The sequence below is a fragment of the Nocardiopsis sp. NPDC101807 genome, assembly GCF_044766605.1.
Taxonomy (GTDB): Bacteria; Actinomycetota; Actinomycetes; order Streptosporangiales; family Streptosporangiaceae; genus Nocardiopsis; species Nocardiopsis tropica.
This window is the reverse complement of sequence record NZ_JBIWMK010000002.1, coordinates 910,612-928,551: the sequence shown is the minus strand read 5'-3', so window position 1 is coordinate 928,551 and position 17,940 is coordinate 910,612. Positions and strand designations below refer to the sequence as shown.

The following is a 17,940-nucleotide window of genomic DNA, read 5'->3' as shown; positions in this document are numbered from 1 at the left end:
GCGGCGCCCGAGCGGGGGCCGTCGCCCGGTTCAGGAGGGCCCGCGGTGAGCGGATCCCGTGGGAGAGGCGGAGCGCAAGGGCCCCGCCTCTCCCGGCCGTGCCCGGTGTCGCCCGCACGCCCGTCTGCCACGAGCACGCCGACGGCTCTCGAGACGAGTCCTCGGGTGAGGCCCGAGACCGTCGGGAAGGAGGGGAGCCCCGTCGGCGGACCCCGGTCGGAGGGAGGCTCCGAGGGGTCCGCCGACGGGCCCGCCGCGGAGGCGGACCGGCGGACGCGCCCGACCCGGACGGGGGGCTCAGGAGCGCGAAGCCCCGGTGAGGGTGCAGTCCGGCTGCGCCAGGTCCAGCTCCGACCCGGTGGTCAGGCAGTCCGTGACCATGTGCACCTGCTGGCCGTAGGCGCGGCCCTGCTCGAAGGCGATGTTCCCGTCCCCGTCCACCTCACAGGGGTTGTCGTCGGTGCACTCCCCGCCGTCCCGGTTGTGGGTGTTGTGGACCCCCACCACCGTGGAGCCGTCGGGGGCCAGCAGCGCCGAACCGGACATGCCCGGAAAGACATGGCAGCCCTCGCCCGAGGCGTAGCGGATCGCGTCGTCCTGCTCGTAGCCGCCCTCGCGCAGGTGCGGGACCACGGCTTCGGCCGAGCACTCCAGCCGGGTGTAGGGGACGAGCATGCTGAGCGGATCGCCCGCGCGCACGGGGTCCGAGGCCAGTTCGAGGACTTTGGCCCCCTCCGCCTCCAGCTGGCCGTAGGTCGTGTCCAGGCGGTAGAGGGCGACGTCGGTGCCGGTCATCGTCGCGTACACCAGGCGCTCCAGCCGGGCGGTGGCCTGCGGGTAGCCCCGGGGGTCGCCGACGTGCACCTCGCCGTCGGCCGGGCGGTCGACCAGCGCGCTTCCCGGGGCGGGCCGCTCCTCCTGCACGCAGTGGCCGTTGGTCAGCATGAGCGCGGGGTCCTCCGGCAGCGAGGAGGCGGTGCGCACCACCGACCCCGCACAGCCGCCCAGGTACGCCGCCCCCTCCACGTCCGGGATCTCGTCGTCGGCGGGCACGTCGGTGCCGTCGACGATGCCGTCGACCCACGCGGTGTGCAGGGTGGCGTCGGTGAACCAGACCGGGGCGTCGTTCCCGCTCGGGCCGCTGACCACGCCGGCCACGGCCCACTCACCGTCCTCGCGGACCAGCGCGGGCCCGCCCGAGTCCATGTTGGCCGCGTTGACGCTGCCGTCGCGGCTGCCGATGCACAGTTCGTCGGTGCGGTCCGTGACCCCGCACGCCGAGACCGGCTGGACCACGGTGTCGGCCTCGTGCAACCGGTTCGGGTAGCACGCCGGGTCGCCGCTGTCCTCGCAGGTCATGCCCCAGCCCAGGAGCCGGGCCGGTGAGCCCTCCGCCGGGGTGCTCCGGGCGATCCGCACGGGTTCGGCCCCGACCGGGGCCGCCAGGTGCATCAGCGCGAGGTCCCTGCCCCAGAAACCGCCCTCGTCCTCGCTGGTCGCCAGCCGGTAGTAGTGGTCGACCTCGGCCACCTCGCCCCCGGAGGTGCTGTCCAGCGAACCGATCCGGACCTTCCAACCCTGAGGGACGCCCACCTTCGCGTTGGTCGGGTTCTTGCCGGCGCAGTGGCTGGCGGTCAGCACCCACTGGGGGGCCAGGAGCAGGACGCCGCAGCCGTGGCCGTCCTCGCGCGGCGGCGCGGGATAGGAGGGTTGGAACGAGCCCATGAAGGAGTAGGCGCGGGTGGACTCGGTGCCGCCCACGATCGCCTGCGCCGGGACCGCGGTGAACAGGGGTACGGCGAGCGCGCACAGGGCGCCGAGCAGGAGGAGTTGTCTACGCATGCGCCGGACGGTACCGGGGGCCGTGTTGCGCGAATGTGTGGTGTCGCGCCCCGGCGGAGGCGTCCGGAGGGCGCTGCGGCCCCCGGCCGGGGCGACGGCTCAGGCGTGCGCCGCCGTGGCCCGGAGGCCGGCGAGCACCACGCCGACGATGCGCTCCGCGTCCGCGCGGGTGAACGTGCGCATGCCGCGGTTGACGATGAGGTGCACCGGTCCGGAGATCATCTCGCCGAGGAAGGAGCTGTCGACCGGGGGGAGCTCGCCCCGCTCCACGGCGGTGTCCACCCGCCGCCGCATGGCGGCCACGCGCTGGTCGAGGATCCTGGTCAGCGCCTGGACGGTGGGGCCCTGGCGGGCGGGTTGGAGGGCCTGTTCGAGCGTCCGGCCGAACGGCGTCTCCAGGCCGCCGGCGAGGGCCTCCAGGAAGTCCACCAGGTCCCGGTGGATGTCGCCGGTGTCGGCGACCGAGGCGAGGTCCTCGGCGTAGCGCAGCAGGGCTTCGACCACCAGCTCCTCGCGGTCGGGCCAGTTGCGGTAGACGCTGGTCTTGTGCACGCCAGCGAACTCGGCGACTTCCTCGTAGCGGAAGCCCGCGATGCCGTCGCGCGCCACGAGCTCGGCGGTCGCGGTGAGGATCTGGGCCCTCACCCGCGCGTTGCGGCCACCGGGGCGCCGTGCGGGCGGCCGGTCAGTGTTCCCGTCGGCCATCGCCGCGCCCACCTCCTGGTCCTCTGCTGGGGTGCCGATTGTCGCCCGGTGCGGCGTTGCGGTGCAAGCCGGTCGTCGGTAAGCTCGCTAAAAGCAACGGAAAATTGCTTTAGTGTCGTCGGGTCGACGTAGCAGCGGCCCGGACGACGGCCGCCCTGCTCCGCGGTTCCGCCTGCACCGCCCGCGAACGGCCACCGGGCCGCTCGCGCACCCACCCCCAGCGAAACCTGGAGCGCCCACGTGAACATCCTCGTCTCCGGAGCCGGTGTCGCAGGGCTCGCCTGCGCCCTCGGACTCGGCGCCCGCGGCCACGACGTCACCCTCGTCGAGTACGCCCACCACCTCCGGCTCACAGGAACACCCGTCGACGTCCGCGGTGACGCGATCGAGGCCGCGGACAGGATGGGAGTGCTCGCGAAGATCCGGAAGCAGCGGATCCGGATGTCCGAGCTCGCCCAGTTCGTCGACGGCGCCGGTGAGCCGGTGGCCCCGCTCCCGCTGGCGCAGATCAACGACTCCGACGACGACGTCGAACTCCTCCGCGAGGACCTCGTGCGCATCCTCGCCGACGCGCTCCCGGACACCGCGGCGATCCGCTTCGGCGACTCGATCCAGGCACTGGCCGACGACGGCAGCGGCGTCGACGTGCGTTTCGCCTCGGGCCGCACCGGCCGGTACGACCTGGTGCTCGGCGCCGACGGCCAGCACTCCGCCGTCCGCGGGCTCGTGTTCGGGCCAGAGAAGGACCACCTGCGACACCTCGGCGTCTACTTCGCCCTCGCCGACCTTCCCGCCGAGGCCCGCACCGGGGGCATCAACCCGATCCACAACGTCCCCGGCCGGATGGCGGGCATCTTCCGGTACAAGGGCAGAGCCGTCGCGGTCTTCCAGTTCCGCTCGGACCCGATCGACCACGACCACCGCGACACGGACGCCCAGAAGCGGATCCTCCTCGACGCCTTCGCCGGCCACCGGTCGTGGCGGATCCCGGAACTGCTCGACGCCGCCCGCGCCGACCCCGGTTTCTACCTCACCTCCGCGAGCCAGATCCACCTGCCCTCCTGGCACCGCGGCCGCGTCGCCCTCGTCGGGGACGCCGGGTACAGCCCCGCCTACCTGTCCGGCCGGGGCACCTCGCTCGCGCTCACCGGCGCCCGCTTCCTCGCCGAGGAACTCGAACGGAGCGGCGGTGACCACACCGCCGCGTTCGCCCGGTACGAGGCCCGGCAGCGCCCCTACGTCACCTCCGCCCAGGGCCGCGTCCACAGCGGCCGCGACCGCATGCTGCCCGCCACCTGGGACGACATCGCCGCCCGCAACGAGGCGCTGCGCGCCTCCGGCGCCGGCGCCCCCTGAGACCGGCGCCCGGACCCGCCCCGCCCCTCGCGGTTCGCGCCCTCCGCCGGGCCCCCGCCCCCTGCACTGGAGAGAACCCACAGTGAAAGACACGCCGGCAATGCCCGCCCCGGGCGCCCAGGAGCACCGCTGGAGCAAGCGGCTCCTCCTCTGGGCGGCCGTCCTCACCCTCGCCAACGTCCTGGCCGACGTGGCCATCGGCTCGCCCATGATGGTCCTGCCCCAGCTGCTGGCCCACTTCGACACCGACCAGGCCGCCTGGCTGAACGCGAGCGCGATGCTGGCCGGGGCCCTCTGGTCGCCGCTGCTCGCGAAGAGCTCCGACATCTTCGGACAGCGCCGGGTACTCGTCGCCACCCTGCTCCTGGCCTGCGCGGGAGCGCTGGTCTGCCTCGTAGCCCCCAACGTCTGGGTCTTCCTGGCCGGGCGCTTCCTCCAGGGCGCCGCCTTCGCCGCCGTCTTCATCACGGTGGCCCTCGTCCGACAGATCTGCACCCCGGGTGTGGCGATGGCCGTGGTCGGGATCGTGACGTCCGGCTCCGCGGTCGTCGGCATCGCCGAGCCGTTCCTGATGCAGCCGGTCATCGAGGTGTTCGGCCACCGCAGCGTGTTCGTCGCGGCGGCACTGCTCGCCGCGGCGGCGGCGCTCTGCGTGCGCTCCTTCATCCCGGAGTCGCCGATCCGCGGCGCCGGCCGGATCGACGTGGGCGGGGCGCTCCTGCTCGGCGGCGGCCTCGGCGCGGTGCTCGCCTACATCAGCCTCGGGAGTGACCTCGGATGGCTGTCCGGGGGCATGGTCGCGCTGCTGGCGGCCGGGACCGCCGCGCTGGCCGGCTGGGCGTTCCTCGCACTGCGGGTCGAGGAGCCCGTCATCGACATCCGTGCCCTCAGCCGCCCGATCCTGCTCACGCTGCTGGCACTGGTCCTGGCCGCGGGGTCCTTCCGCAGCATGCTCCAGCTGACGGGGATCATCGCCCAGGTGCCCCCCGACCTGGGGCTCGGTTACGGGCTGGGCCACGGCGAGGCGGTCGCCGTGCTGCTCGCCGCGCCAAACCTCGGCATCGTCGTCGGCGGCACGTGCGCCGGATGGATCGCCGGGCGGTTCGGTCCCGCGCTGCCCCTCCTCGGCGGCATCGCCGTCGGGGCGGCGGCGACCTTCGCGATGCTGGCGGGGGTGTCGGTGCTCCCGGTCGCGATCGCCTGCGGCGCCATGGTCGGCGTGGCCGCCGGCGCGATCGGCGCCTCCGGCTACAACCTGGCGACCGGCATCGAGGCGCCCGAGCGGCAGGGCACGGTCGCCGGCCTGGTGTCGGTCGTGCTCGCCCTCGGCTCGGTCGTCTTCAACTTCGCCGGGGGAGAGGTGCTCAAGGCGACCCGGATCGCCGGAATCTCGGCCGACGGCGCCCCGGTGAGCACGGCGGCCGGCGTGTACCTCTACGTCGCCATGGCGGGGGTGCTCTTCGTCCTCGCCGCGGTGCCCGCGACCATGCTGGTACGCAACCGGACCGCCGCGCCGTCCGCGCCCGAGGCGTCGGGTTCGCCCGCGGTCGGCCGGTAGCCCGGGGGCCCGGCCCGGCGGCGGTGGGGCCCACCGGCCCGACCCGGCACGGGCGGCGGTGCTTTCCTTGCCGAGTCCATCCGCGGGCACGGCGATGACGGAACCGCACGCCTTCTCTTCGAGGGGCGTGCGGCCGTCCGGCACGTGGATGCGCACGTCCTTGCCGGACGCCTGGAGCGAAGGCGTCCGTGTCGTTTCGAGGAGTTCTCATGAACCATCTGCAGTGGATGAAGGACAGATTCCCCGGGGTCGGGTCAGGGGAAGACCCTGCCGACTGGGATGCCTTGGAGGCCGAATCCGGGATCTCCTTCCCCGAGGACTACAAGGCTCTGCACGATCATTTCGGCCCCTTCGCCCTGGATGACGGCTTCGCGGTCCTGGGCCCTGCCGCCATTGTGCGGGTCCGTGCGGGGGACCGGGAGGACCTGGGGCGGGCGACCGGGGGGAAGGACGGTTTCTTCAGCGGCAGCGGAATCGGCTCCACCCGCCTGGAGGTCGAGGGTGAGTTCGTCTACTTCGACGACCTGCTGAGATTCGGAACGACCGACGTGGCCTACAGCCTGTACTGGCACACTTCCTCGGACGACCCTCACGAGTGGGGGATCGTGGTGGGGGATACGAGCTCGTGGTACGTGTTCGACATGGGGATCACCGCATTCCTCGTCTCCCTGCTCTTGAGGAACCTGTCCTGTCCTCCGCTGGTCCAGGACGGCTGGCCCGACGAGGACACGGAGCTCTCTCCCCTCCGATGACGTATGGACCCCGGAGCCCCGACGGGCGGGTGGAGCCCGCGGACCTGGGCGCACCGGGACCGGGCGGTGCGGGGCGTCCGGCCATGACGGAGCCGAACGCCTCGTCCTCGACGGCCACGACCGGATCGACATCGGAGTGGATGCCGGACAGTCCTCCCGCGATCGACCCGCGACGGCGACGCCGACAATTCTCGGCTCCCGCCGAACCCCGGGAAGCACACCGTCGAGGAAACGGCGGTCCGGGGAGGGCATGCCCATGGAGTTCCTTCAGGAGCCCGGCCTCACTTCTGGGTGGTTTTTGCCGAGCCTCCAGGCGTCCGCCAGTGTGTTTCGGAGATGTTCGCCAGGCGGGACAGGGAGGCGAAGCCCGTTGCGGCGACGTGGACCTCCCAACCGGAGCCGGGGTCGACCTCGACGATCTCCGCGAGCACACCGCCTCCCAGGAAGATCCTGCAGCCCGGCACCGGCCACTTCCAGGCGCCGAACGCTACTTCTTCCATGGGGGAGAGGATCTCCGGCAACGCTTCGTCGGGAACCGCGAGCGCCCACGTCCTGGCTGCGGCGCCGAAAAGGGCTTCTCTGACGGTGTTGTGGACGAGAAAGTCCGCGAGCCGTTCCGGATTCCTCTCCACGGGGTCGTATTCCTCGGCGTCGAAGACGCTGTCCGGCTCGTCCGGGTCGATGCACCAGCGCCAGTCGGCCGCCGAGTCCACCATGAAAACGGCTTTGCCGTCGTCGGGGCGGATTCTCCCGGGTGGGATCATCGACGTCGTGTGAGTGAGTCGGGTGTCCCACCGGCGGGCCAGAACGTGCCAGTCCTTCAGCGGACCGGGGAGCCAGTCGCAGGAATCGGGAAGCGGTGCCGCGCGTCTGCCGGGGGCGCCGTACCAGGTGTGCAGGAACGTGGTCAGGTCGATGGTCCCGGGATCGATCACGCGGTCATTCTCCCGTGGGAGCCGCCGGTTCATGACGTCGTGCCGAGAGCGCAGATCACGGGGTCGCCCGTGGACGCGGGGCGGACGCTCCCTCCCCGGGGGAAAGCGGGGCCGCGGACAGCGGCGCGCGGTCGCCCGCCGCCCGGGCGCCTACTGCATCAGCTCGGTGTGGGGGTGCTCCGGGTCCGCCGGGCAGATGTAGAGCTGCTGTCTGTAGCCGCTGGCGATCTGGACCGCGGTCGGCATCCTCGGGTCATGGCAGTCGGGGTGGTCGGACGGTACAGCGGCCCGGTCCCCGTGCGGAACCCACCCCCGGTCGCTGCCGTCCCACTCGAACGTGGCGATGGTCAGGAGCGGGTCCATCCCGGTGTCGCACGTGGGACAGAACCGGGGAACGGGGTCGGTGGGGCCCCACGGCGCCCAGCCGCCGACCTTCCAGCCGGGGGCCACGGACAGCTGGTCGAGGTAGAACTCCTCCGGGGCGGGCTCGTAGGAGCTGTCCGGGGCGGCGCCGGCCGCCTCCCACGTGCTCCACCGCCCCAGCAGCTCCTGCAGGTCCTTGTCCAACTCCAGGGGGTTGGGGTACTCGGTGACCTGTTCCGGTTCGAGCAGGCACGGCTCGGGCAGGTAGCCCGGGTACTGCACCGCCGCCGGTTCCGGGGGCTCGGTGCGGACACCGGTGACCGCGGCCGAGGACCGCCAGACCAGCGCGGTCCTGGGCATGAACGTGTCCGGTGGGTGGTCGAAGGGGCACCACAGCACCTGGAGCAGGTCCGCCCCCTCTGGGGCGCGCAGGTCGGGCACGTCGCGCGCGTACAGTTGCGCGAGCGGCAGCATCGCCACCGAGCCGTGGTGCGGCGCGACCGGTGGGCTCGTGAGCGGATAGGCCCGGGACTCCAGCCGCCCGAGGGCCTTCTGCTCCCGCCGGGTCCTGTTCCTGCCGCGCACGGCGGCGCGTAGCCGTTCCAGCCTCAGGTCCACCAGGGACATGTCCACCGCGAAGCCCCGCTCGTGGGGGCCGTCGCAGTGCGGCCACGGCTCGGCGGTCGGCCACAGCAGCGGACCGCCGATCGAACTGTCGCGGACGGACGGCGATCCGGGGTAGGGGTGCAACCGGGTCGTGGTGCGCGCCAGCGGCGCCAGTCGGGGGACGACAGCGGTGACGTCGACCGGTCGCGGGGGTGTGGTGCGGGGCATGCCGGCTCTCTGTGGGACAGGTCGGTCCCGGAGGCCGGTGCACCGGCGGTCCCGGCGTTCCGGACGACGACTGCGCTGACCGGCGGTCGGGCTCGTTCCGCCGGGTGCCCGACAGTAGCGGTCACCTGTGACAGGGACCGGTGCGGCGCCGGCGTTCCCGGGGCTCCTCCTCCCGGTCCGGTGCGAGAGCGGCGCGGGGTGCGGCCCGGTCTCAGGAGGACCGGGACGTGCCGACCGGTGCCACGTGGCGGTGCCGCCCCGGCCCCGCCGCGCGCCGTGGGGCCTCTGCCGCCGACGTTTCCCCGTCCGCCGCGGATCCCACCGGGCCAGGGGGCGTTCGCGTGCGAGGCGGAGGGGCACGACACCGTCCCCGTCCGGAACCCCCGTGAAGAGGGGGCACCGGAGCAGCATCACGGAAATCACCTGCTCAGAGCGGCTTTCCCGATACTGTCTGACCATCACGCACGAGCAGCCCGGAGGCCGTCATACAGCCCTTGTCCCTCGCCCGGATCGCCGCCGCCACCGGTGGCCGGATCACCGGCGCCGATCCGGCGACCCCGGTGGGCGGGATCGCCTTCGACCCCGGTGAGGTCCGGGTCGGCGACCTGTTCATCTCCCTCCGGGAAGAAGGGCGGGACGGGCACGGCTCCCTCCTGTGCGCCCTGGAGGCCGGCGCAGCCGCCGTGCTCACCGCCCACCCGGTCGGCGCGCCCGCGATCGTGGTCGGTGATCCGCTGCTCGCGCTGGGCAGCTGGGCCCGCGCCCACGTGGAGGAACTGCCGGACCTGGACGTCATCGCCATCACCGGATCCTCCGGGAGGACCGCCACCCGGGACCTGCTCTCCCGGGTCCTCGAATCCATCGGACCGACCGTGGCGACCCGTGGGCGGTGCGACGACGAGACCGGGCTTCCCCTCACCGCCCTGGAGGCCGACGCCGGCACCCGGTACCTCGTGGCCGGGATGAGTGCCCGCGGGCCGGGCCACATCACCTACCTCACCCAGGTCACCCCTCCGACGGCGGGAGTGGTCCTCGACGTCGGCACCGCGCGGGAAGGGGGGTCGGGCGGCCCCGATCCGATCGCGAAGGCCGCGGTGGAGTTGGTCGAAGCGCTCCCCTCGGCGAGGGACGGCGGGGTGGCGGTGCTCAACGCCGATGACCCCGGGGCGGCGGCGCTGGCCGACCGGACCACGGCCCGGGTGGTCACCTTCGGCACGGCCAGGGGAGCGGACGTGCGTGCTGTCGACGTCGCCCCGGACGAGCGGGGGCGGGCCTCGTTCACGCTCCGGACCCGCGCGGGGGATTCCGCGGTCTGCCTTCAGGCGGCGGGCGGGCACCAGGTGGTGAACGCGCTCGCCGCGGCTGCGGCGGCCGGGGCGGTGGGCATGGACGTCCTCCAGGTGGGGGAGATGCTGTCGACGGCGGTGGGGGAGGGGGAGTAGGGGGTGATGTCCGCGGCGGGCCCCGCCTTGTCCGGGGGCGCCGACGGCGCCGAAGCCGTGGGCACGGCGCCGCGCACGCCGGCGCACCCGGGGCAGGAGCGGAAGGACCGCGTGACCGTCCCGCCGGGGGCGGTGGACGCACCCGGCGGAGGGGCGCACGGCCGGGCCCGGGGGACCGCGCGGACGGACGCCCCGTCCCCCTCGGAGGCGCGGGTGGTGAGGACCGCCGGGACCCGAGGGCCGTCGCGGTGGGGCCTCGGGCCCTCCGGGGTCAGACGGGGTCGGGGTGGGAGTCCACGACGTTGATGTCCGGATCGCGCACCGTCCACTCCACGACGGTCTCCCCGTCCAGGCGGCTGAGTACGTACCGGTTCTCCCGGAACCAGACGGCGTCGGCCACGCGCTTGCCGGCCGGGTAGGAGCGGGTGACCGTCTCGCTGGAGGTGGTGCTCTCGCTGGAGCTGGAGCCCCTGGTGACCTTGAGGTCGCGGCCGATGGTCGTGCCCAGAGCGGCGGACAGGCCCCAGTAGCCGAAGGCGGCGTCGGCCGTCACGGAGATGCCCGTGGTCTTGTGGACCTCGCTGAAGTTGCTGCTGGTCATACCCACGGTCACGGACTTGGTCCGGGTGTGGTCCGAGGCGCCGCTGTGCTCGAAGTAGTAGACCATGTGCCAGTAGGCGTACCGGCGCAGCACGTACCAGGGCGTCTCGTCCGCGCGCTGGCGCGCGGTCAGGTCGCGGTCCTGGACCAGGGGGAAGGGGAGCAGGACCTGGCCCACCAGGACCTCCTCGGTCCTGTCGCTGGCGGGCATCTTGTAGTCGCTCAGGCGCAGGACGTCTCCGATGTCGGTGGGAGAGGCGGTCCGGGTGCGCCGCAGTTCCTCGACGACGGGGTCGATGTCCCCGTGGACCTCCAGCGACCACGCCTGGGCGCCCACGGCCGGGCCCTGCTTGCGCCACATCTCCACGGTGGAGCCGGGCTCGACGCTGTTCCTCCTGACGTTCATCAGCTGTGTGGTGCTCTTGTTGACCAGGTGGACTCCGCCGTCCCCCGGCAGCTTGCGCAGGCGCCACAGGTGGGTGGAGCCGGTGGTGGAGCTGTGCTGTTCCAGGTGGTCGCTGAAACCGTGGTCGTCCCCCGCACGGACCAGGTGGCCGCTGGCCTTGTTGGCCAGGAGCACGGCCCCGTCCAGGGCGAAGACGTACCAGAGCTGGCTGGCGTCGTCGCCGTTCAGGGGACGGATCTCCAGCCGGGCTCCGGAGGCGAGGGCCCTGTCCCGGACGCTCAGGACGAGGCCGCTGCGCTTGTTGCGCACGATGTGGGGTGCTCCGACGGCGATGTCCAAGGAGTTCTTCCTTCCGGTACCCGTGGGAGGGAGCGGTGAAGGGCGCCGAGGGAAGGCGCGTGCCACCGCCAGCCTGGACCCGGGGGGAGGAAGGTGCGGGGGGTTTCGCGAACTCGCGGGAATACGGCCCCGCCCCGCCGGTGCGCTACGCCTGGGTATACGCCTTCTGGTGTTCATGGCCGCGTATGTGCGCTCCGGGGGCGTCCGGGCGGTGGGTCCGGCCCCGAACGCGAGGACCCCGGGGGTGGCGCGGCCCGGGAGCGGTCGCCCGGCGAGGACCCGGGGCAGGCGCGGAAAGGCTGGGGGGCGGTGTTCGGACCTGGCCGTTAACCTCCCCCGGCCGGCCCGGCCCCGGACGCCGCGTCCGCACCGCGGTCCTCACCGGCCGGGTGGTCCCCGACATCGGTGAGTGGGGCGGAGGAGGACACCGGGGCCGTGCCGACCCGCCCGTCTCCCGTGGTCTGCTGCTTGGTGCCGTCGGCGGTGTGCGAGCGGGCGGTGCGACGGACGTGTCCGTGTGTCGACGCTCGGGGGAGGACCGCTCCGGCGTGACCGCCCGGCAGCCGGTACCGGCTGCCGTCACGGGAGGGCCCGGGCCGGCGGAGGCGGATCCGCACCGGGCCGGGGACCACGGCTCAGGGGAGCGCCTCGGGGATCGGTATCGGGCCGTCGTAGAAGTTCACGGTCTGCCGGACGCCGGCGTTCGCGGTGATGACGTGGGTGATCACCTCGGCGACGTTCTCCCGGGAGGTGCGGCCCTCGTCACCCGGCGGTCGGCCGTCGATCGTGCCGTCGGCGTCCGCGAGCCGTATCCTCCCCGTCGCCGGTTCGAGGGTGAGGTTGCCGGGGCCGAGGATGGTGAAGTCCAGTTCGGTTCCCCTCAGGTGCGCGTCGGCGTCGTGCTTGGCCTTCGCGTAGGCGTAGAAGGGGTTGTCCGGGTCGATCCTGTCCACGTCGACCCGGGCGCCCGCGTAGGACACGAGGACGAAGCGCCTGACGCCCCCCTTCTCGGCGGCCCTCATCGCGCGGACGGCCGCCTCGTGGTCGACCCTGGCGGTGCGTGCGGGGTCGCCCCCGCCCGCGCCGGCGGCGAACACCACGGCCCGCGCGCCGTCGAAGGCTTCCGTGAGCGCCTCGACGTCCGCCCGCTCGATGTCGAGCACGACGGGGTTGCCTCCTGCGGCTTCGACGTCGGCGCTCTGGTCGGGGTCCCGGATGACCGAGTCGACGGAATAGCCCGCGCTCGTGAGCTTGGGCGCGGTGAGCAGGGCGACCTTGCCGTGGCCGCCGAGGACGACCACGCGCTCGGCATCCGACATGAGCGCCTCCTTGTGTACCGGTCGCGGGGCCGGACGGTCCCGGCCGACGACTCCTGGTGCCACAACGTATCCGCTCCCCGGCCCCCTCTCCCCGGGCCGTCCTGGAGGAGGGCGAAGTGATCCGTAAGTTTTACGGGCGGGCGGGGCCCGCCCGTCTCCGCGTACCCGCTCGTCCGCGCAGGCCGTGGCCCCGGTATCAGCCGTGCTGCGCGGGTTCCAGGAGGAAGACCGGGATCTGCCGGCGGGCCCCGGACCCCCGGGGCCGGGGCCCGGCGGGGACGGCAGGGGGTCGGGCCGGCGCCCGCCGGCGGCGGTTCGGGGCCTCACGTGAGGCCGAGGGAGCCCAGGGACACGACGGCCGACGTGGTGAGCAGGCCGAGGACGATGTGCTCGTAGCGGGTGTGGCCGAAGCGGTGGAAGGCCCGGGTGCCCGCGGCCTGCCCCAGGAGCGCGGCGCCGACGAGCGGCAGCCACAGGGGGTAGGCCTCCCAGGCGCCCGTGAGCAGGAGCGCCGCGACGCTGAGGGGCAGGCGCACCAGGGAGAGGGTGACGAGGGTGTCGCGCATGGTGTGCGGGGTCAGGCCCCGGTGGACGAGGTAGTAGACGCTGGGCGGGCCCCCGAGGGACGTCGAGGTGCTCAACGCCCCCGACAGGAGGCCCGCCGGGGCCGCCCAGACCGGGCTCAGGACGGCGGCGTCCTCGCGCGAGAGGACCCTCAGGAGCACCGCGGCGATGACGACGCACGCGACGAACACCTGGAGCCCGAGCGCGGGCAGCGCCGTGAGCAGCCAGGCCCCGAGGAGCATCCCCGGGGCCGACCACAGCGCGAGGGCGCACGTCTCGCGCACCGCCGGCCGAGGCACGCCCTGCCGCACCGCCAGGATGGCGATGTCGCAGGCGGTGCCGGTGATCATGATGGTCGAGACGGCCTGGGGACCGCCCAGCGCCGCCGTGAGCAGCGGCGCGCTGAGCAGCGCGAAGCCGAACCCGGACAGGGACTGGACTGCGGCGCTGAACAGGATCAGCGCGAACAGCCCGGCGAACAGGGCGGTGTCATCGGGCGGGGGCACCTGTGCTCCGCTCGTATCCGCAGTCGGCCAGCAGGTCCCCCGCGACGCTCTCGTACTGTGCCGTCCTCGTGTGGCCGAGTTCGCGGCGGAAGCGGCCCACGGAGTTCCGTGTGAGCCGCGCCTTGGTCTTCTCGGCGGCGGGATGGGACCACGGGTTCCGGTGGAGGGGGTGCTCCAGCTCGTGGTGGCGGACCATACGGGCGGACCACCCGACGCCCAGGAAGTCGCACATCCGGCGGGTGACCGGCTCGGGGGAGGAGACCAGGTCCTCGTAGCGCACTTCGAGGTAGCGGCCGGACGGGGCCCGGTGGCGTGCGAAGGAGATGATCTCCACCCAGTCCCGGGCCGCGGTCTCGACGTCCTGGTGGCCCCAGTCGGGCACCGTGTGGAGGTGGGAGGTGATGACGTCCCTGCCGTCGCGGACGATGTGGATGAACCGCGCCCGGGGCCAGATCCTGGCGAACTCGTCCACGTCCCTGATCTTGCGCTGCAGCTTGATGCCCCACATCCGCGCGCCCTGCGCGCGTGCGCGGGCCTCGCTGAGGGCCCTGATCAGCTCGCACCGCTGGGGGAGCGTGACGAGGTTGCCCCCACCCTGGTCGAGCCGGGCGCGGATCGCCCCGGCCAGCTCGGCGTAGCCGATGCCGAACCGTTCGCACTGCTTGACGAAATGGGCCGCGTCGTACCAGTACGGGTCCCCGCTGGAGGTGCCGGGGCCGACCGCGCGCGGGTCGCGCGACCGGACCAGTTCGATCGCCTCCAGGACGTGCGTGCCGAGGTTGGGGGGTTCGACGAAGTCGAGTTCGGGGCCCACGCACAGGTCGGGGTGGGAGTTGAGGACGATGCTGAGCAGGGTGGTGCCGGAGCGGTTCTCCCCGCCGAGCAGGACGGGGTTCATCGGAGCGCTCCCTTCTCGCGGGCGGGTTTCACCCGCGCGGCGGCCTTGGCGGTCCACCACAGGTCCGCCACCGCGGGGGTGGCGCGGAAGGCGTCGGCGCAGAAGTCGGCGAACGGCTGCCAGGGCGCGCCGCCTGGGGCCTCGAAGGGGCTCGTGAGGCCGGTCGCCGCCGGCCCCTCCGCGAGCGCGCGGGCAGTCCGGACGGCGAGGGCCACGTGGTCGTCGGTCACCCCGGCCCCGGGCAGGATCGTCCCCCCGCTCCCCAGGAAGAGCCCGGCGTCGAGCATCGTCCGGTAGAAGCCGCCGGCGAGATCGCCGGTGGCGAAGACCAGGTGGAGGATCCCGTCGTCCCACACCGCGCACGCCGGGTAGCCGGCGGCGGAGAACACCTCGTTGAGCCCCGCCCCCAGGGACGCGGTGGTCCGGTGCACCCGTGCCGTCTCCTCGGCCAGCAGGTCGATGCTCTCCAGCGCCACGACGAACGGCGTCGTCTCGCGCAGGTAGGTGTTCCCGAGGTCGGTGGCCTCGTGGGCGCCGGCGACCCGGGGGCCGAGCAGCACGGCCGAGAGGGCGGTGCCGTTCGCGAGCCCCTTGCTGAGCACGGTGATGTCGGGCCTGGGGTCCAGGCGCGCCGTCAGCCCGCCCGGGCCGACGCGGAACCCCGTCATCACCTCGTCCAGGACGGCGACGCCGCCGAACCCGTGCGTGATCGAGATCAGCTCCTCCAGGTGCCCCGTCGGCATGACGTCGTGCTCGGGGGAGACGACGACGGCCGCGAGGTCGTCGGCGAACTCGCGGCAGAGCGCGAGCAGCTGGTCGGCGTCGTAGCCGAAGTGGTGCACCCGGGGGTCGTACGCGTACTGCCTGGCATCGCCCTGGTACTGCAGCTGCCAGTCGTGCCATCCGTGGTACCCGCTGGTGAGGACGGTGTTCTTGCCGGTCGCCGCCCGTGCCAGGCGCACCGCTGCCGTGGTCGCGCAGGAGCCGGTCCGCATGAAGGCGACCCTCTCGCTGTGCGGGAACAGGTCCAGGAGTCGTTGCGCGAGGTCGACCCGGATCCGGCTCATGGTCCCGGGGAGGATGCCGCCCCCGTCGGCGAGGTGCCGGGTGACGGCTTCCACGATCTTGGGGTGCCCCATGCCGAGGGGCGCGGCGCCGGTGCACGAGGTGAAGTCGACGTAGGACCTGCCCTCGGCGTCGGTGAACGTCGCGCCCCGGCCCCGCACCAGCAGCAGCGGGTTCTTGCGGTCCATGTCCCGCGTCCGTGTGCAGGTGGTGTCGAGTGCTTGCCGTATTCCGTCCAAGGAGACCTCCTAGGAGTGCTGTGCGAGCTGCCTGCTGATGCGCAGGGCGTTGGCGATCACGGTCATCGTCGGGTTGGCGGCGGCCGCGTACGGGAAGTAGGCGGAGTCGGCGACATAGACGTTGTCGCACTGGTGCAGTCGTCCCTCGGGTCCGACCACCGAGGTCCTGGGATCCGTGCCCGCGCGGCAGCCGCCCGCCAGGTGCGCCATGCCCGTGGCGTTGAACTCCTCCTGGGCCCGGACGCCGCGTCCGATGTGTGCGAGGGTGTCGACCGCGATCGAGCGGAGGGAGCGCAGCCGCCGCAGGTCGGCCCGGTGGCTCCTGTGCCGGATCACGACGTTGGGCCCGTCGGCTGAGGAGGGGGCCGGCGCCACGAAGTTCTCGGACATCGGCGTCTCCGACACGACGAAGTGCAGCCGGAGCGTGTCGGGCCGGTCCGGGGCCGACGCCTCGTAGAGGAAGCCGCCGCATCCGCCCCCGGGCAGCCGGTGGTAGAAGTCCGTGGTCGCCGTGGTGCTGAACAGGGTGGGGCTCTCCCGCAGCCGTGCCGAGGAGGGGGCCCGCACCTCGGCGTACCCGGTGAGCTTGAACTGGATGCCCCGTCCCACCTGGTCGTTCCCGTTGGCCAGTCCGTGGGGGTGCAGGCGGCTGGTGGAGCGCAGGAGCAGGGCGCAGCTGTTGAGTGCGCCGGCCGCGATGACGAAGTTGCGGGCCCTGATGGTCGCGTGGCGGCCCCCGGCCGTGTCCAGGCACTCGACCGCGCTGACCCGGCCCGTCGGACCGACCCGGAGGGCCTCGGCGGTGACCGCGTGCGCGAGTCGCAGCCGGTGCTCCGATCCGGATCCCAGCACGAGGGGGAGCACCGACGCCTTCGCGCCCGTCCGGCAGAGCGTCTCGTTGCAGGGACCGCACCGGGTGCAGGCGGGGCGTCGGGCGAAAGGACGGGAGTTGACCCCGAGCGGTGTGGGGAAGTGTCCGATGCCGAGTTCGTCGAACGCCTCGTTGATGAGCTCGGCCCGTGCGCTGGGCGGATGCGGTGGCAGGAGGGGCGCGCACGAGGGCGGCTCGGTGGGATCGAGGCCGGTGGTGCGCGCGATGCCGAAGCGCCGCTCGACCTCGTCGTAGTACGGGCGCAGGTCCTCGTACCCGATGGGCCAGCGCGGGTCGGCCGAGGCGTGTGCGAACGCCGCGGACCTGTCGAAGTCCTGTGTGCGGTAGCGGACCAGGATCCCCGCGTACCGCTCCATGCCGCCGCCGGGGCCGCGCAGGGTCCACGGGTTGGCCGGATGGACGCCGTGGTCGCTGACGAGCACGCTGTCGGTCGTCGCGGCGCGCAGTGCGGCGTAGGAGCTCTCGGGCGAGGTCGCTCCGGCTTCCAGGAGCAGCGTCTCGCCGCGCCTGGAGAGCTCGTGCGCGGCGATGAGGCCCGCGGGTCCTCCGCCGATGACGCAGTAGTCGTAGTCGGGGTTTCGTGGGATCTGACTGAGCTGGACGAAATGCTTCACTGGCTCGGTGTCCCGTGCTGGGGCGTGGCTGGCCGGAGGCCATGGTCGAGTGAGGGGCCTCGGATTACCGCGTGATTCCGACAGGTTCTCGTTCGACGTGAAAGGGAGTAGTGAATCTGGAGCGAATTCTTCCGGCTGGGGCGCCGGGTTCCGGGGCGCTCGGTACGTTGGCGGGAATGGGGTCTGCCGGCACTCCGGGGTCGTTCGGTCTGTTCACTGCCCGTTCTCGGTCGTGGGCGAGAAGCCCCCTGCGGAACATTAGTTCCCTCAATCGTTCCAGTCAATAGCAGTCCCTTATTCGTTGATTTACCCGAATTAGTGTTGGTGTGGGACTTTATTGTTCCTTTGTGGGGGTGGTCCGGGCAGGGAGGCGGACAGATACTTCTGTCCTGCAGGTGATGGCGGTTCTCGGCGAGGTCGTGCACAATCGTGGGGGTGTGCTGTGGTCCATGGGATTCCCTGTGCGGTCGCGGGACCATATCCGCCCGCGGGAAAGGGGTGGTGTTTCCCTTCTGTTTCCACTCGCTCCGAAGGTCGGTGCGGCCCTTCGGGGACAGAGGCGCAAACGCGCTCCGTCATTTTCTCGCGCATCCCCTTTCGCTTCGGCTCCGTCCCGCGGCGGTCCCCTCCGGCGGAGGTGTGGCGCAACGGCGGTTCGGTGCGCCTTTCCCGCCGGCCCGACCGCTCGGCCAATGCCCTTTCGTGCGAGGA

General features: G+C 72.9%; 14 protein-coding genes. 4 read left to right on the top strand and 10 right to left on the bottom strand.

Features of this window, described 5'->3' with window-relative positions; translation table 11 throughout:
• Nucleotides 1-297: 297 nt before the first annotated feature.
• Nucleotides 298-1,842 (bottom strand): trypsin-like serine protease, encoded by a 1,545-nt coding sequence (locus ACIRPH_RS09355; protein ID WP_402911478.1) that lies wholly within the window; start codon nt 1,840-1,842, stop codon nt 298-300.
• 99 nt (nt 1,843-1,941) lie between these two features.
• Entirely contained in the window at nt 1,942-2,547 is a 606-nt protein-coding gene (locus ACIRPH_RS09350) for a TetR/AcrR family transcriptional regulator (RefSeq protein ID WP_402911475.1), read from the bottom strand.
• Between the two features lie 240 nt (nt 2,548-2,787).
• Here ACIRPH_RS09350 and ACIRPH_RS09345 point away from each other — a divergent pair, with 240 nt between their 5' ends.
• The 3 genes from ACIRPH_RS09345 (at nt 2,788) to ACIRPH_RS09335 (ending at nt 6,213) form a co-directional block, all read left to right on the top strand.
• On the top strand, nt 2,788-3,903 hold the full coding sequence (locus ACIRPH_RS09345) for an FAD-dependent monooxygenase (protein ID WP_402911472.1): 1,116 nt from the start codon (nt 2,788-2,790) through the stop codon (nt 3,901-3,903).
• Nucleotides 3,904-4,003: 100 nt separating this feature from the next.
• On the top strand, nt 4,004-5,461 hold the full coding sequence (locus ACIRPH_RS09340; RefSeq protein ID WP_402911470.1) for an MFS transporter: 1,458 nt from the start codon (nt 4,004-4,006) through the stop codon (nt 5,459-5,461).
• Nucleotides 5,462-5,670: 209 nt separating this feature from the next.
• A complete protein-coding gene (locus tag ACIRPH_RS09335) occupies nt 5,671-6,213 on the top strand; it encodes a hypothetical protein (protein WP_402911467.1) in 543 nt (180 codons plus the stop codon).
• A 281-nt stretch (nt 6,214-6,494) separates the two neighbouring features.
• On the opposite strand, the gene ACIRPH_RS09330 is transcribed toward ACIRPH_RS09335, so the two are convergent.
• Nucleotides 6,495-7,148 (bottom strand): hypothetical protein, encoded by a 654-nt coding sequence (locus tag ACIRPH_RS09330; protein ID WP_402911464.1) that lies wholly within the window; start codon nt 7,146-7,148, stop codon nt 6,495-6,497.
• A 150-nt stretch (nt 7,149-7,298) separates the two neighbouring features.
• Entirely contained in the window at nt 7,299-8,345 is a 1,047-nt protein-coding gene (locus ACIRPH_RS09325) for a hypothetical protein (RefSeq protein ID WP_402911461.1), read from the bottom strand.
• 494 nt (nt 8,346-8,839) lie between these two features.
• On the opposite strand from ACIRPH_RS09325, the gene ACIRPH_RS09320 reads away from it, so the two are divergent.
• Entirely contained in the window at nt 8,840-9,787 is a 948-nt protein-coding gene (locus tag ACIRPH_RS09320) for a Mur ligase family protein (protein WP_402911458.1), read from the top strand.
• 271 nt (nt 9,788-10,058) lie between these two features.
• On the opposite strand, the gene ACIRPH_RS09315 is transcribed toward ACIRPH_RS09320, so the two are convergent.
• The 6 genes from ACIRPH_RS09315 to ACIRPH_RS09290 form a co-directional block, all read right to left on the bottom strand.
• Nucleotides 10,059-11,132 carry an RICIN domain-containing protein gene (locus ACIRPH_RS09315; RefSeq protein ID WP_402911456.1) on the bottom strand — a complete coding sequence of 358 codons (1,074 nt, stop codon included), beginning with the start codon at nt 11,130-11,132 and terminating at the stop codon, nt 10,059-10,061.
• Between the two features lie 635 nt (nt 11,133-11,767).
• On the bottom strand, nt 11,768-12,451 hold the full coding sequence (locus tag ACIRPH_RS09310; RefSeq protein ID WP_402911454.1) for an NAD(P)H-binding protein: 684 nt from the start codon (nt 12,449-12,451) through the stop codon (nt 11,768-11,770).
• Between the two features lie 323 nt (nt 12,452-12,774).
• Nucleotides 12,775-13,521 carry a TSUP family transporter gene (locus ACIRPH_RS09305; RefSeq protein WP_402911452.1) on the bottom strand — a complete coding sequence of 249 codons (747 nt, stop codon included), beginning with the start codon at nt 13,519-13,521 and terminating at the stop codon, nt 12,775-12,777.
• The gene (locus tag ACIRPH_RS09300; protein WP_402911450.1) at nt 13,505-14,419 is read right to left on the bottom strand and encodes a sulfotransferase family protein; all 915 of its coding nucleotides are present in this window, start codon (nt 14,417-14,419) and stop codon (nt 13,505-13,507) included. The genes ACIRPH_RS09305 and ACIRPH_RS09300 overlap by 17 nt, the downstream gene beginning before the upstream one ends.
• Nucleotides 14,416-15,723 (bottom strand): aminotransferase class III-fold pyridoxal phosphate-dependent enzyme, encoded by a 1,308-nt coding sequence (locus tag ACIRPH_RS09295; RefSeq protein ID WP_402911447.1) that lies wholly within the window; start codon nt 15,721-15,723, stop codon nt 14,416-14,418. The genes ACIRPH_RS09300 and ACIRPH_RS09295 overlap by 4 nt, the downstream gene beginning before the upstream one ends.
• A 9-nt stretch (nt 15,724-15,732) precedes the next feature.
• The gene (locus ACIRPH_RS09290; protein WP_402911444.1) at nt 15,733-17,229 is read right to left on the bottom strand and encodes a GMC oxidoreductase; all 1,497 of its coding nucleotides are present in this window, start codon (nt 17,227-17,229) and stop codon (nt 15,733-15,735) included.
• Nucleotides 17,230-17,940: the final 711 nt, after the last annotated feature.

Coding starts and splice junctions, on each gene's coding strand:
- ACIRPH_RS09335 (WP_402911467.1), top strand. CDS start 5,671: ATGAACCATCTGCAGTGGATGAAGGACAGATTCCCCGGGGTCGGGTCA.
- ACIRPH_RS09355 (WP_402911478.1), bottom strand. CDS start 1,842: ATGCGTAGACAACTCCTCCTGCTCGGCGCCCTGTGCGCGCTCGCCGTA.
- ACIRPH_RS09340 (WP_402911470.1), top strand. CDS start 4,004: ATGCCCGCCCCGGGCGCCCAGGAGCACCGCTGGAGCAAGCGGCTCCTC.
- ACIRPH_RS09310 (WP_402911454.1), bottom strand. CDS start 12,451: ATGTCGGATGCCGAGCGCGTGGTCGTCCTCGGCGGCCACGGCAAGGTC.
- ACIRPH_RS09325 (WP_402911461.1), bottom strand. CDS start 8,345: ATGCCCCGCACCACACCCCCGCGACCGGTCGACGTCACCGCTGTCGTC.
- ACIRPH_RS09300 (WP_402911450.1), bottom strand. CDS start 14,419: ATGAACCCCGTCCTGCTCGGCGGGGAGAACCGCTCCGGCACCACCCTG.
- ACIRPH_RS09350 (WP_402911475.1), bottom strand. CDS start 2,547: ATGGCCGACGGGAACACTGACCGGCCGCCCGCACGGCGCCCCGGTGGC.